Below are 13297 nucleotides of genomic sequence, written 5' to 3'. Positions count from 1 at the left end.
GCCCTGTCGGGCAGGAAGGGAGCGTCGTCACGCGTGCCGCAGCAGCACGATGACCGCGCCGGTTCCGCCTTCTGCGGGACGAGCGGATGTGAACGCGAGCACGTCGCCTCGCTGGCGCAGCAGCGTATCGGTCATCTGTTTCAGCACCGGGCCGTGCGCCTTCGAGCGCAGACCCTTGCCATGCACGATGCGCACGCAAAGTTCGCCGTGGCGACGACAATCGTCGATGAACATGCGCACGGCCTCGCGCGCGACCGCGACGCTCATCTCGTGCAGGTCGATCTCCGCGCGCACGCTGAACTGGCCGCGACGCAGCTTCTGCAGCAGTCTTTGCGACTGCCCCTGCTTGAGGTAGCTGATCTCGTCGCCGAGTTCGATCGCGCCGGGGTCGATCGCGTGGGTCAGCAGCTCGTCGCGCACGCGCGCTTCGTCGAGACGCGACTGTTCCGGTTCCGGCGCCGGGCGTGGTCGTTCCGGCAGGGCGTCGCGCTCGCGCGCCAGCGGCCGCACGCGACCGATCGCGTCGCGGAACAGGTTGCCATCGTCGTCGTGGTCGCGTGCGCTCATCCCGCGCAGGCTAGCAGAGGGTTCGTGCACCCGCCCACACCGGCGTTTCGACGTCGAGCGCCACGCCCGCTGCGCTCAACGCGAACGGGAAGGTGGGACGTGGTGTCCGGACAACCCGTTCGCCCCCGGATCAAGTCCAAGGCAGTTTCCGAGCGCAGGCCTGCAGGGCCGTAGTCGAGCGGAGGCATTTCGATCGACTTCGTGCTACGCGCGCTGCGCTCCATGCGAACGGACGCCCTCGGGACAGGCATGCCGCGACTGCGGTCAGGGTCCCGATCCGCTATGATTCAGGTTTCCCCGAAGCCTCCCGCTGGCGCGCATGCTTGTGCCGGCGTCGCGCAGGAAGTTGCATGCGAGTCCTTGTTTCCAACGATGATGGCGTCGACGCACCGGGCATCCGCGTGCTGGCGCAGCGCCTCGCCGCGGTCGGCGACGTTACTGTGGTCGCCCCCGATCGCGATCGCTCGGGCGCCAGCAATTCGCTGACCCTCGACGCGCCGATCCGTGCGGTGCGCCTCGACGATGGTCGCTGGCGCGTCGCCGGAACGCCGACCGATTGCGTGCATCTTGCGGTGTCGGGCCTGCTCGAACATGAGCCGGACATCGTCGTTTCTGGCATCAACAACGCCGCCAACCTCGGCGACGACGTGATCTATTCCGGTACCGTGTCGGCGGCCATGGAAGGACGCTTCCTCGGTCTGCCGGCGATCGCGGTTTCGCTGGTCACTAAGGATCACAAGGGCACGCATTACGACAGCGCCTGCGAGGCGGTGTTGCTGCTGATGCGCCGCCTGCTGGTCGATCCGCTGCCGGCCGACACCATCCTCAACGTCAACGTGCCCGACCTGCCGTGGCACCAGATCCGCGGACTCGCGGTCACGCGTCTTGGGCGTCGCCATCGTTCCGCGCCGTGCATTGCGCAGACCGATCCGCGCGGTCGGCCGATCTACTGGATCGGACCGCCCGGCGAAGCCGCCGACGACGGCCCCGGTACCGATTTCAACGCGGTGCGCGACGGGTATGTCTCGATCACGCCGATCCATGTCGATCTCACGCGCTTCCAGGCGCTGGAGAAGGTCAGTGGTTGGGTCGCCGCGTTGCAGCCCGGGTTGGCCGGAGCCGCATGAGTCCATCGATCCCGCGCTCCACCTCCGCCACGCGCGGACTCGGCATGACTTCGCAGCGCGCGCGCGACCGGCTGGTCGAGCGCCTCGTCGCGGAAGGCATCCGCGATCGCCGCGTGCTCGACGTGATGCGCCAGTTGCCACGCCACCTGTTCATCGACGAAGCGCTCGCATCGCGTGCCTACGAGGACACCGCGCTGCCGATCGGACAGGGCCAGACGATCTCGCAGCCGTGGGTGGTCGCGCGCATGACCGAGGCGCTGATCGAAGCGAAATTGCCGCGTCGCGTGCTCGAGATCGGCACCGGCTCCGGCTATCAGTGCGCGGTGCTCGCACAACTGGTCGAGCAGGTCTACACGGTGGAGCGCATTGACGAGCTGCTGCGCAATGCGCGCCGCCGCTTCCGCAAGATCGGGCTCGCCAACATCCGCTCGAAGCATGACGATGGCCGCCTCGGCTGGCCGGACGAAGCGCCGTTCGACGCGATCATCGTGACCGCGGCCGGCGCCGCGCTCGAACCGGCATTGCTCGCGCAGCTCGCCCCGGACGGTTGCCTCGTCGCACCGGTCGGCCCGAGCGGACGCCAGGGCCTGTTGCGCGTGCGTCACGGCGACGACGGATTCGTGTCGGAGAATCTTGGCGCGGTGAGTTTCGTGCCGCTGCTCGGGGGAACCGGATGATTCACGCCGCGTTGGAACCGCGCAGGGAACGCGAGCCATGAAGTTGTTCCGGCCCCTGTACGAACGCGCATTGGCGTGGGCCGCGCATCCGCTGGCCGAGCGCTACCTCGCGGCATTGAGCTTCGTCGAGGCGATCATCTTCCCGGTCGCGCCCGAGATCATGCTCGCGCCGATGGTGCTGGCCAAGCCGATGCGCTGGGCGCGCTACGCGTCGGTCAGCCTGGTCTGCTCGATGCTCGGCGCGCTGGTCGGCTACGCGCTCGGCCACTTCGCGTTCGATGCGGTGCGGCCACTGCTCGCATGGCTCGGCTGGCTGCCGAAGATCGACGCGCTCGTCACCGAACTGCGCGGCGAAGTCGCCGCTCATCCGTGGAATGCGTTCTGGATGCTGGTCGCGGCCGGTTTCATTCCGGTGCCGCTCAAGATCTTCACGTGGGCGTCCGGCATCGTCGGCATGCCGATGCTGCCGTTCATCGGCGGCATGATCGTCGGGCGCGGCAAGCGCGTGTTCGCGGTCGCCGGCGTGATCCGCCTTGGTGGCAAGCGCGCCGAGGAAGCGCTGCATCGCTGGATCGAATGGATCGGCTGGGGCGTACTGGTGCTGCTCGCCAGCGTTTTGGTCTACTTCAAGTTCATCCGCTAAACTACTGGCATGCCGACAAATTTCCTGGTTGCGCGTGCACTGTTTCCGGTCGTGCTGCTGGTCGCCGGCTGTGCGTCCACCGGTCCTGCGCCGGTCGAGGACCTGAGCCAGGGCGGTCCGCGCCCGGCAGCAAACGAACGTGCCGCGCCGCGTCCTGCGGGGAACACCGGTCGCTACCGCGTCGAGCGCGGCGACACGCTCTACAGCATCGCGTTCCGTCACGGCGTGGATTACCGCGAACTCGCGCAATGGAACGGCATCGCGGCGCCGTACACGATCTACGTCGGACAGGAATTGCGTCTTGCGAATGCGCCGCGAGTCACGACCGCCCCGCGTACTTCGACGCCGGTCGCCAGCGCGGGGCCTGCATCGACGACGCCATCGAAACCAGCGACACCCCCGGTGCCAACGCCAACACCTTTCGAACCGGTCGCGGCGGGTTCGGCATCGGTACCGACACCGCCGCCAGTTTCCACTCATGCTCCGCCCGCGGTGGTCGCCACCGCCGCCCCTTCGACGCCAGTTGCGGCACCGTCACCCGCAACGCCAGTCGTCGAAGTGCCGCCGAAACCTTCCGCACCGTCGCCTTCGCCTGAATCCGCCGCCAATGGCGAAGTCGCGTGGCGCTGGCCCGCCGATGGCCAGATCGTCGGCACCTATGTCGCGGGCGACCAGACGCGCCAGGGCATCGACATCGCCGGCCAGGCGGGCAACCCGGTGCGCGCCGCCGCCGACGGCGCGGTCGTCTACAGCGGCAATGGTCTGGTGGGCTACGGCGAGCTCATCATCATCAAGCACAGCCCGGGCTTTCTGTCCGCCTATGGCCACAACCGCAAACGGCTGGTCAAGGAAGGCGATCGCGTGAAGGCGGGCCAGCTCATCGCCGAGATGGGATCGAGCAGTGCGACCCGCGATTCGCTGCATTTCGAGATCCGCCGCAACGGCAAGCCGGCGAACCCGATCGACTACCTGCCGCGTCGTTGAACAGCGCGCGCCGACTCGCTTACGCAAGCGTGCCCCGCGGCGTTAAGCTGCACGGGTGATCCGCCCCCACGCCCACGAGCCGGAATCCGCTGCGGACGAGATCCTCGATCTGGTCGAGGCGATCGAACCGCAGGACGAGGAAGCGCGCAGCTCGGCCAGTGCCTATCTCGGCGAAATCGGCTACATCGGACTGCTCGGCGCGCGCGAGGAGTGGGCGCTGGCCGAACGCATCCAGGCCGGAGACGCCGATGCGCGGCGGCGCCTGATCGAGGCAAACCTGCGTCTCGTCGTCAGCGTCGCGCGCGCGTATGTGGGGCGCGGCCTGCCGCTGATGGACCTCATTGCCGAAGGCAACCTCGGCCTGATCCGCGCGGTCGCCAAGTTCGATCCGGCGCGTCGCCTGCGCTTCTCGACCAATGCCGTGTGGTGGATCCGCGAAGCGGTGCAGTCGGCGGTGATGAACCAGGGCCGCACCGTGCGCCTGCCGGTGCATGTGCTGCGCGAACTCGCACAGGTGCTGCGCGCGGAACGCGAACTCGTCGCGCGACTGGGTGCCACGCCGAGCCTGGAGCAGATCGCCGAGGTGGTCGGCAAGAGCGTGCAGGATGTCGCCGAGCTGTTTCGCGTGGGTGAACGCGTCGACTCGCTCGACGCGCTCGATCCCGGCGAGCTCGCCCTGATCGGCACGATCCAGGACGGCGAAGACAGCGCCAGCGAGCCGGTCGCCGCGTTCGACAGCGAGCGGCTCTCCGCTTTCATCGGCGAACTCAACGAGCGTCAGCGCCTCGTCCTGCAACGGCGTTTCGGGCTGGACGGCACGCCGGTGCAATCGCTTGCCGACATCGGGCGCGACCTCGGCATCTCGCGCGAACGCGCGCGGCAGATCCAGGAAGAAGCATTGAAGCGCCTGCGCAAGATGTCGGCACCGGAAGTTCCGGGGCAGCGTTAAGCCTCGCTGTCCTGCGAGGACAGCAACACCAGCACCCGCGCCGCAACGGTCACTTCACCTTGAGGCCTGCGTCGTCGACGTCCCGGACGCCTTTTACGCCGCGCGCCGCGGCAACTGCCTTGTCGACCGCGACCTGCGTCGGCAGCACGCCGATCAGGATGACTTTGCCGTCGATCGTCTTCACGGAAATCTCCGTGCTTTTCACGCCCTCGGTGGTCGCGAGCTCCGCTTTCACCTTGGTTGTGATCCAGGTATCGGTGACCGGCTGGTCCGATTTCGGATCGTCGGCACGCGCATACGACATGAAGGGCGGAGTGAACGACGCGGCGCCGACAACGAGCGTCGCGGCAAGGAACGGCAATGCAATGCGATGGTTCATGGGAGACGCCTCCGGTTGGATGATGCGCAACCAAGGTGGTCCGAACTGTTCGCATCAAACCTGAACGAGACTTCGTTTCCTTCAGCGGGCGGTTAGGCAACGCCGTGTGAACTGTCCGCGTGCCATCCCGTGCACGGTTCAAGAATCAGGGGAACTCCATGCGCATCGGCTTCATTCTCGCCGGCCTCATCCTCATCGCCCTCGGCGGCGCCACATTCGCCGGCAAGCTCGACTTCACCCACGACAAGGAAGTGGTGAAGATCGGCGGGCTGTCCGCGTCGGTCAAGGAGGAAAAATCGCTGCCGCAATGGCTCGGCGTGGTCGGCGTCGCGGTCGGCCTCGCGCTGCTCGGAGCAGGCGCATTGCGCAAATAGGATGCGTGCCCTGCGCCGGCGTCGCAGCTTCAGGAGACTGGGTCGCCAGCGAGCATGATCGCCGCCACCACGCGTCGCCCCTCGGCGGCAAGCAGGTTGTAGGTGCGGCATGCCGCCGCATTCGTCATCACTTCGATGCCGATGCGCCGGCCGAGCAGGGCGGCCATCGCTTCGCGCGGCGGGAACACCTGGCGTTCGCCGGTACCGAGCAGGACGACTTCCGGTTCGAGCGCGACGAGCGCGTCGATGGCGGCGAGGTCGAACGCGTCGGCCTGGGTGATCGGCCAGTCCTCCACCAGCCGGTCGGGAGCGAGCAGGAAGCTGCGCGTGACGACGCGGTCGATGATGGTTACGGCATCGGGCGAGCAGTTGCGGAAGAACAGGTAGCCTTCCGGCACGTCGTGGCTGAGTTGCACCGGCGGGCCTACTTCGGCAACGGGTACTGGTTGCGGTCCGGATTGCGCTTGAAGAAGCTCGCGGTCTTGCCGATCGTCTGCACGAGCTCGGCGCCGGAGTGCTCGCGGATCTGCTCGATCGCGGCGGCGCGCGATTCGCGGTCGTCGTCGGCGAGTTTCACCTTGACCAGCTCGTGGTGCTCCAGTGCGCCGGCCAATTCGGCCAGCAGGGCAGCGGTCACGCCTTTCTGGCCGACCAGGATCACCGGCTTCAGGTCGTGCGTGAATCCGCGCAGATGGCGTTTCTGCGCGGCCGTCAGGGGACGAGGCTTGGCTGGCTCTGCGCGCGCCTGCGCCGCCGCGGCGGCGTCGCGCGCCGGTCGGGTCCGTGCAGGTTCCCCGCGCGCGTATTCGCCCGTGCGCGAATTCCCGGCGTGCTTTCTCGCCGCAGGCTTGGCGTCACGGGCGGGACGTGTCTGGACCGGTTCGGCGCGTCCATACACGCTCGCACGCGGCTTGCCGGTGCGCGCAGCAGTTCCGCGAAGCGGGCGGTTCGAGGCGGTTTTCGACCGGGTTTTCTTGATCGGGGGCATGAACGGGGACCGAATCGGGACGGGCGGCGCGGCGCCGCACGGGTCGTACAGGGTATCATGCTGGGCCTGCGAGTCCCTCGCTGGCCAGCCGTTCCGCGCGGGCCTGCAAACGGTGCGACATCGCGATTCCGAGGACCGACGCGGTGGCACGCAGCAAATCGAGTTCCCGCTGGCTGCGGGAACATTTCAGCGATCCGTATGTGAAGCGCGCACAGGCAGAGGGCTGGCGTTCACGTGCGGTGTTCAAGCTCGAGGAGCTGATCGAGCGCGATCGCCTGCTGAAGCCTGGCATGACCATCGTCGACCTCGGCGCGGCCCCGGGTGGCTGGTCGCAGGTGGCGCGCGAACGGCTCGGCGACAAGGGCCGTCTCATCGCGCTGGATATCCTGCCGATGCAGGGCATCGGCGGCGTCGAGTTCATCCTCGGCGATTTCCGCGAGGATTCGGTGTTGGAACAATTGAAACAGGCGCTGGCGGGCGCGGAGGTCGATCTTGTCCTTTCCGACATGGCCCCCAACATGAGCGGTGTGAATGCGGTCGATCAGGCGCGCTCCATGCATCTGGTCGAATTGGCCGAGGAATTCGCCGCGGTTCACCTCAGGAAGGGTGGTGCGTTCCTGACCAAGGTGTTCCAGGGCGAGGGATTTGACGATTTTGTAAGGCGCTTGCGTGCAGGCTATGACCGAGTCAGCATCCGCAAGCCCAAGGCCTCGCGGGCGCGCAGCCCCGAGGTGTATGCGCTTGCCACCGGCAAGCGCGGTGAAGGAAGGTAAATGAACCACGATATCCCGATGACCGCTTTTGCTCCTGTCGAGGAGTCCGTGCAGGATTGCGCGGATTTCCGCGGAGGATCCGCGCCATGAACGACATGACCAAGAACCTGCTGCTGTGGGTGGTCATTGCGGTCGTCCTGCTCGCGGTGTTCCAGAGCTTCAATCCGCATGCGGCGGCGCCGACAGACGTGCCGTATTCGCAGTTCGCGCAACAGGTCGGCAATGGCGGCATCGCCACGGTGACTTTCAACGCCGAATTGCCGTCGAAGGCGACCGCGAAGCTGAAGGACGGCACGTCGGTCACGACGATGGTGCCGATCGACGGCAACAAGCAGCTGCTGGAACTGCTCGCCAAGAGCAACATCGAGGTACGCCAGACGCCGCCCGACACGATCAACCCGTTCGTGCGCCTGCTCATCGAATGGCTGCCGATCCTGATCTTCATCGGCCTGCTGGTGTATTTCATGCGCCAGATGCAGGCGGGTGCGGGTGGCCGTGGTGCGATGTCGTTCGGTCGCTCGCGCGCCAAGCTGCAGGGTGAGGACCAGATCAAGATCACGTTCGCCGACGTCGCCGGCTGCGACGAGGCGAAGGAAGAGGTGTCCGAGCTGGTCGAGTTCCTGCGCGATCCGTCCAAGTTCACCAAGCTCGGCGGCAAGATCCCGCGCGGCGTGCTGATGGTCGGCTCGCCCGGTACCGGCAAGACCCTGCTCGCCAAGGCGATCGCGGGCGAGGCGAAGGTTCCGTTCTTCTCGATCTCCGGTTCCGACTTCGTCGAGATGTTCGTCGGCGTCGGTGCCGCGCGCGTGCGCGACATGTTCGAGCAGGCGAAGAAGCAGTCGCCCTGCATCATTTTCATCGACGAGATCGATGCGGTCGGCCGCCATCGCGGCGCCGGCCTCGGCGGCGGCCATGACGAACGCGAGCAGACGCTGAACCAGTTGCTGGTCGAGATGGACGGTTTCGAGGGCAGTGAAGGCGTGATCGTGATCGCCGCGACCAACCGCCCGGACGTGCTCGATCCGGCGCTGCTGCGCCCGGGCCGCTTCGATCGCCAGGTCGTGGTGCCGCTGCCGGACGTGCGTGGCCGAGAGCAGATCCTGAAAGTGCACATGCGCAAGGTGCCGGTCGCGGCCGACGTCGAGCCCATGACGATCGCGCGCGGAACGCCCGGCTTCTCCGGCGCCGACCTCGCCAATCTCGTCAACGAGGCGGCTCTGTTCGCCGCGCGCGAGAACTCGCGCGACGTGCGCATGGACCACTTCGAGCGCGCAAAGGACAAGATCATGATGGGCGCCGAGCGCCGTTCGATGATCATGAGCGAGGACGAGAAGAAGCTGACCGCGTACCACGAGGCGGGCCATGCGATCGTCGGTCGCCTCGTGCCTGATCACGATCCGGTCTACAAGGTCACGATCATCCCGCGCGGTCGCGCGCTTGGCGTGACGATGTACCTGCCGGAGAACGACCGCTACAGCTACAACAAGGAAAACATCATCAGCCGGCTGTGCTCGCTGTACGGCGGCCGCGTTGCCGAGGAACTGATCTTCGGCGCCGACAAGGTCACCACCGGCGCTTCCAACGACATCGAGCGCGCGACCAAGATGGCCCGCAACATGGTCACCAAGTGGGGCCTGTCGGACAAGCTGGGCCCGATCGCCTACAGCGAGGACGAGGACGAGGTGTTCCTCGGCCGTTCGGTCACCCAGCACAAGAGCGTATCGGACGAAACCGCGCGCCTGATCGACGAGGAAGTGCGCGAGATCCTCGACCGCGCCTACGCGCGCAGCACGGAACTGCTCACCGAGAACCTCCCCAAGCTGCATACGATGGCCGATGCGCTGCTGCAATACGAGACGATCGATGCGCAGCAGATCGAGGACATCATGAACGGCCGCGAGCCGGGTCCGCCGAAGGACTGGCGCGAGAGGAAGCCGGGCACCGGCAGCGGCGGAGACAAGGGGCGTGGCGAAAGTCCGATCGGCGGCCCGGCCGTGCAGCCGCGCCGAAACGTCAGCGACTGATCGCGCAACGGCGCCAACGCAGGCGAATGAGGCCGCCCCCTGGGCGGCCTTTTCGTTTTATGGCGAGTCCTGGGACCGATGGTTCCCGCGTGGCGGTGGTATACAGTGCTCCTTTGCGCGTGCATCGCGACGGGCACTGGGGAGAGGCCCGGCAGTCCGCATCGACGCGCATCGATCCTGCGGATTCCCCTCCGCCCCGAGCTGGAGCTGTTGCATGATCCACCACGTTCGCGTGTCCCTGCTTGCCGCATCGTTGCTCATCGCACTCGCACCTGCCGCCGTGCTTGCCACGCCTGCAGCGAAGCATTGGGTGCGCGTCGAAGCGAGTGCGGCGAGTCTTGAACGGGTCACTGCGCGCCACGTCGACAGCGTCGACTACGGCCGCTTCCAGTGGCTTGCCGCCGACGATGCGACGCTTGCACGGCTGCGCGCGGCCGGCATGGCGGTGCACGAGGTCGATGCACCGTTCGTGCTGGACCTCGGCGGCGCGCGCTTCGATCCGCTGTTGCAGTCGCCGCCCGTTCCGGCATGGAATGCGGCGAAGGTCGCTGCCACGGACGGGAAGGACCTGCGTCTGGTGCAGTTCGGTGCGCCCGTGCGGGAGGTCGATCTCGACGCGTTGCGAGCCGCCGGGGTCGAACCGCTGCAGTACATCCATCCGTTCACCTACGTAGTGTGGAGTGACCGTACCCGCCTGCAACAGGCGTCGGCCCGCTCCGCGGTGCGCTGGAGCGGTGACTTCCTGCCCGCGTACCGGGTGCTGCCGCAGTGGCGCGGGTTGTCGGACGATATTGTCGAAGTCCACATCGGGACTGCCCGTGTCGCCGCTGCCGACGTCGCGGCCGCGCTGCGTGCAAGCGGTGTGCTGATCGACGGGCAGCGTGCAGTCGACAGTGCATTCAGCGTGATCAATGCGCACGTGCCGGGTTCCGCGATCGCGTCGATTGCGACGATCGCCGGCGTCTACAGCATCCAGCCGGTGCCGCGCGATGGCGGCCTGCGCGGCGAGATGAGCGACCAGGTCAGCGCCGGCAACATCGGCGCCGGAAACCTCGCGGTGCCGGGCTATCGCGCGTATCTCACGCAGATTGGCGTGGACGGCACCGGCGTGGTGATCGCGGATGTCGACGGCGGCGTCTACGACACGCATCCCGACCTGATCTCGCGCATGCTGCCGTGCGCCGGCACGACCTGCGGCGGATCCGCGGTCGATGCGCACGGCACGCACACCTCCGGCATCATGGCCGCGGACGGCAGCTCCGGCGTGATGGCGAACGGATTCCTGCGCGGACTCGGCATGGCGCCGGGTGCGAACCTGGTCGAGCAGCTCTACGACCCCACCTTCACCCAGGCTGGCGGCATGCTGCTGCTGATGACCGAATCGCAGCGGAACCATGCGGTCATGTCCGGCAACAGCTGGGGTCCGGCAGGTTCGCCGCTCGGCTACGACGGCGATACGCGCCAGGTCGATGTCGGCGTGCGCGACGCCGACCCGGACGCGCCCGGTGACCAGCCGTTCAACTACGTGCTGTCGATCATGAACGGCAATGGCGGCGTGAGTTCGCAGGGAACGCCCGACGAGGCGAAGAACATCTTCACGATCGGCTCGACCAAGATGCAGAGTTCGGCGACCGTGCAGATCGCCGCGATCGACGACATATCCTCCAACAGCGCGCATGGTCCCGCGCTCGATGGCCGCAGCATCCCGGCGATGGTCGCGCCCGGTTGCAGTGTCGATTCGAGCGCGAGCGCGACCGGCTACCAGCTCATGTGCGGCACCAGCATGGCCTCGCCCCACGTGACGGGCGCATCGGCGTTGTTCGTCGAGTACTACCGCAACCGGTTCGGCCACGATCCGAGTCCGGCCATGGTCAAGGCCGCGTTCACCGCCGTCGCCAAGAACCTGACCGGCAACCACGACGCCGACAACGGTACGCTCACCCATCTGTTCGACAACAAGCAGGGTTGGGGACGCCTGCAACTGCCGCCGGTGCTGGCGCCGACCGAAGCAGTGCAGTACGTCGACCAGACCTCCGTGTTCGACAACACCGGCGAGAGCTGGTCGCACACCTACACGGCGGCCGACCCGGCCAAGCCGATGCGCATCATGCTTGTCTGGACCGATGCGCCCGGCCACGGCCTCGGCGGCTCGACGCCGGCCTGGAACAACGATCTCGACCTGCGCGTGACGGCGAACGGGAATACCTTCTTCGGCAACGTACTCGACAATGCCGGATGGTCGACCACCGGTGGCGCCGCGGACGCGAAGAACAATACCGAGGCGGTGTTCCTGCAGTCGGCGCAGCACGCCGGGTCGGTCACGGTCGAAGTGCTCGCGAGCGACATCAATTCGGACGCGCTGCCGCACGGCGGCGACGCGACGGACCAGGATTTCGCGCTGGTCTGCTACAACTGCGCGGATGCCGTGCCGGCTCAGGCCGACATCGGTGTCGTCGCGCAGGCCGGCTTTCGAGACGTTGTTCCCAGCCAGTACGTCACGTTCGATGTAGACGTCAGCAATGCAGGTCCCGCGGAAACACACGTTTCAATTTTCGCTTCGATACAGCAGTTCACGGATGTGGTTGGGAGCGGTCCCGTAGGATGGACCTGTGGCTCGACTGCCAACGTGGCGATCTGCTCACGGACGCTGCCGGCGGGAAGCACCGAGCGCGTCGTTTATGCGGGCAACGTTTCGCCCGGTGCCGTCGGAACGCTTGATGCGACTTTCATTTCGGATGCTGAGGCCGCCGACCCGAACACGGCGAACAATACCTCCAGTGTGTCGATCCCCATACGGGACGACGTGATCCTCCTGGACGGCTTTGACTCAACCGCGCCGTGATCTTCGCCCCGCGCCTCGATTGCAACGGCCGCGAGCTGGTGCTCGATCGCGTGCTCGTGTGCGGCATCGTCAACGTCACCGCGGACTCGTTCTCGGACGGTGGTGAGTTCCTCGATCCGCAACGCGCGATCGAACATGGCATCGCGCTGGTGGAGCAGGGCGCTGACCTGCTCGATATCGGCGGAGAATCGACCCGGCCCGGAGCGGACGAGGTCGATGCGGATACCGAGATTGCGCGCGTCGTGCCCGTGATCGAGGCGCTGACGCGGCAAGTGCGGGTGCCGATCTCGATCGACACCTCGAAGGCCGAAGTGATGCGCGCGGCGATCGGTGCCGGCGCCGGCCTGATCAACGACGTGTACGCGTTGCGCCGCGACGGCGCACTCGATGCGGCCGCGGCGCTTGGCGTGCCTGTCTGCCTCATGCACATGCAGGGCGAGCCGCGCACGATGCAGGTTGCACCGCACTACGACGATGTCGTCGCCGACGTGCATCGCTTCCTCGCCGAGCGCCTGTTCGCCTGCCAGATGGCCGGCATCGACAAGAAGAAGATCCTGGTCGATCCGGGCTTCGGCTTCGGCAAGACGCTCGAACACAACCTCGCCCTGCTGCGCGGCCTCGACCGCTTCCCCGAACTCGCGCCGGTCATGGTCGGGTTGTCGCGCAAGGGGATGATCGGCACGTTGACCGGCCGCGAAAGCGCGCAGGATCGCGCAGCCGGGTCGGCCGCCGCCGCGCTGATCGCGGCCCAACGCGGGGCGGCAATCGTGCGCGTGCACGACATCGCGCCAACGCGCGACGCCCTCGCAATCTGGCATGCAGTCGCCGCAGGCGAGGCGTCACCGCGCAAGCCGGCGGCGAAGAATGCCGCGTCGTGGGACGAGGACTAGAAGGTCCGCCACCGCATGCAGAGTCAGGCCGATCGTGCGGGCACGACCAAGGCACAATCGTGCAGAGCCTGAAAGTCACG

14 protein-coding genes are annotated in these 13297 nt (G+C 67.1%); 10 read left to right on the top strand and 4 right to left on the bottom strand.

The features are described 5' to 3' along the window. Positions 1–27: 27 nt before the first annotated feature. Positions 28–567: a Smr/MutS family protein gene (locus tag ACILRJ_RS07610; RefSeq protein WP_395681972.1), complete on the bottom strand. Its 540-nt coding sequence runs from the start codon at positions 565–567 to the stop codon at positions 28–30. A gap of 350 nt (positions 568–917) precedes the next feature. On the opposite strand from ACILRJ_RS07610, the gene surE reads away from it, so the two are divergent. Genes surE through ACILRJ_RS07585 form a run of 5 tightly spaced genes read left to right on the top strand, consistent with a single transcriptional unit; the run spans position 918 to position 4947 of the window. After that, positions 918–1694 (top strand): 5'/3'-nucleotidase SurE, encoded by a 777-nt coding sequence (gene surE, locus ACILRJ_RS07605; RefSeq protein ID WP_395681970.1) that lies wholly within the window; start codon positions 918–920, stop codon positions 1692–1694. Then, positions 1691–2371 (top strand): protein-L-isoaspartate(D-aspartate) O-methyltransferase, encoded by a 681-nt coding sequence (locus tag ACILRJ_RS07600; RefSeq protein ID WP_395681968.1) that lies wholly within the window; start codon positions 1691–1693, stop codon positions 2369–2371. Before surE ends, ACILRJ_RS07600 begins: the two co-directional genes overlap by 4 nt. A 37-nt stretch (positions 2372–2408) precedes the next feature. Next, a complete protein-coding gene (locus ACILRJ_RS07595; RefSeq protein ID WP_395681966.1) occupies positions 2409–3014 on the top strand; it encodes a YqaA family protein in 606 nt (201 codons plus the stop codon). A gap of 9 nt (positions 3015–3023) precedes the next feature. Then, a complete protein-coding gene (locus tag ACILRJ_RS07590; RefSeq protein WP_395681964.1) occupies positions 3024–3998 on the top strand; it encodes a peptidoglycan DD-metalloendopeptidase family protein in 975 nt (324 codons plus the stop codon). 55 nt (positions 3999–4053) lie between these two features. Then, entirely contained in the window at positions 4054–4947 is an 894-nt protein-coding gene (locus ACILRJ_RS07585; RefSeq protein WP_395681962.1) for an RNA polymerase sigma factor RpoD/SigA, read from the top strand. 49 nt (positions 4948–4996) lie between these two features. Here the strand turns inward: ACILRJ_RS07585 and ACILRJ_RS07580 are convergent, their stop codons facing one another. After that, positions 4997–5326 (bottom strand): BON domain-containing protein, encoded by a 330-nt coding sequence (locus ACILRJ_RS07580; RefSeq protein ID WP_395681960.1) that lies wholly within the window; start codon positions 5324–5326, stop codon positions 4997–4999. A gap of 158 nt (positions 5327–5484) precedes the next feature. Here ACILRJ_RS07580 and ACILRJ_RS07575 point away from each other — a divergent pair, with 158 nt between their 5' ends. Beyond that, complete coding sequence (locus ACILRJ_RS07575) at positions 5485–5700, top strand: hypothetical protein (protein WP_395681959.1); 216 nt, start codon at positions 5485–5487, stop codon at positions 5698–5700. A gap of 29 nt (positions 5701–5729) precedes the next feature. Here ACILRJ_RS07575 and ACILRJ_RS07570 read toward each other — a convergent pair whose 3' ends face one another. Both ACILRJ_RS07570 and yhbY read right to left on the bottom strand, forming a co-directional pair. Next, positions 5730–6116: an Mth938-like domain-containing protein gene (locus tag ACILRJ_RS07570; protein ID WP_395681957.1), complete on the bottom strand. Its 387-nt coding sequence runs from the start codon at positions 6114–6116 to the stop codon at positions 5730–5732. Positions 6117–6124: 8 nt separating this feature from the next. Continuing rightward, complete coding sequence (gene yhbY / locus ACILRJ_RS07565) at positions 6125–6688, bottom strand: ribosome assembly RNA-binding protein YhbY (RefSeq protein WP_395681955.1); 564 nt, start codon at positions 6686–6688, stop codon at positions 6125–6127. Positions 6689–6831: 143 nt separating this feature from the next. Here yhbY and rlmE point away from each other — a divergent pair, with 143 nt between their 5' ends. From rlmE to folP, 4 genes are all read left to right on the top strand, one after another. Then, positions 6832–7461, top strand: coding sequence for a 23S rRNA (uridine(2552)-2'-O)-methyltransferase RlmE (gene rlmE, locus ACILRJ_RS07560; RefSeq protein ID WP_395681953.1), 630 nt, complete (start codon positions 6832–6834; stop codon positions 7459–7461). An 86-nt stretch (positions 7462–7547) separates the two neighbouring features. After that, entirely contained in the window at positions 7548–9485 is a 1938-nt protein-coding gene (ftsH, locus tag ACILRJ_RS07555) for an ATP-dependent zinc metalloprotease FtsH (protein WP_395681951.1), read from the top strand. Positions 9486–9699: 214 nt separating this feature from the next. Beyond that, positions 9700–12327 (top strand): S8 family serine peptidase, encoded by a 2628-nt coding sequence (locus ACILRJ_RS07550; protein WP_395681949.1) that lies wholly within the window; start codon positions 9700–9702, stop codon positions 12325–12327. Then, a complete protein-coding gene (gene folP, locus ACILRJ_RS07545; RefSeq protein ID WP_395681947.1) occupies positions 12324–13217 on the top strand; it encodes a dihydropteroate synthase in 894 nt (297 codons plus the stop codon). Before ACILRJ_RS07550 ends, folP begins: the two co-directional genes overlap by 4 nt. The last annotated feature ends 80 nt before the right edge of the window (positions 13218–13297 follow it).

The sequence above is a fragment of the Dokdonella sp. genome (assembly GCF_044227025.1).
Lineage (GTDB): Bacteria > Pseudomonadota > Gammaproteobacteria > Xanthomonadales > Rhodanobacteraceae > Dokdonella_A.
This window is presented reverse-complemented; position numbering and strand designations above follow the sequence as displayed.

What these genes read in the sequence shown, in the direction of transcription:
- ACILRJ_RS07610 (WP_395681972.1), bottom strand. Translation starts at nt 567, where the DNA reads ATGAGCGCACGCGACCACGACGACGATGGCAACCTGTTCCGCGACGCG.
- surE (WP_395681970.1), top strand. Translation starts at nt 918, where the DNA reads ATGCGAGTCCTTGTTTCCAACGATGATGGCGTCGACGCACCGGGCATC.
- ACILRJ_RS07600 (WP_395681968.1), top strand. Translation starts at nt 1,691, where the DNA reads ATGAGTCCATCGATCCCGCGCTCCACCTCCGCCACGCGCGGACTCGGC.
- ACILRJ_RS07595 (WP_395681966.1), top strand. Translation starts at nt 2,409, where the DNA reads ATGAAGTTGTTCCGGCCCCTGTACGAACGCGCATTGGCGTGGGCCGCG.
- ACILRJ_RS07590 (WP_395681964.1), top strand. Translation starts at nt 3,024, where the DNA reads ATGCCGACAAATTTCCTGGTTGCGCGTGCACTGTTTCCGGTCGTGCTG.
- ACILRJ_RS07580 (WP_395681960.1), bottom strand. Translation starts at nt 5,326, where the DNA reads ATGAACCATCGCATTGCATTGCCGTTCCTTGCCGCGACGCTCGTTGTC.
- ACILRJ_RS07575 (WP_395681959.1), top strand. Translation starts at nt 5,485, where the DNA reads ATGCGCATCGGCTTCATTCTCGCCGGCCTCATCCTCATCGCCCTCGGC.
- yhbY (WP_395681955.1), bottom strand. Translation starts at nt 6,688, where the DNA reads ATGCCCCCGATCAAGAAAACCCGGTCGAAAACCGCCTCGAACCGCCCG.
- ftsH (WP_395681951.1), top strand. Translation starts at nt 7,548, where the DNA reads ATGAACGACATGACCAAGAACCTGCTGCTGTGGGTGGTCATTGCGGTC.
- ACILRJ_RS07550 (WP_395681949.1), top strand. Translation starts at nt 9,700, where the DNA reads ATGATCCACCACGTTCGCGTGTCCCTGCTTGCCGCATCGTTGCTCATC.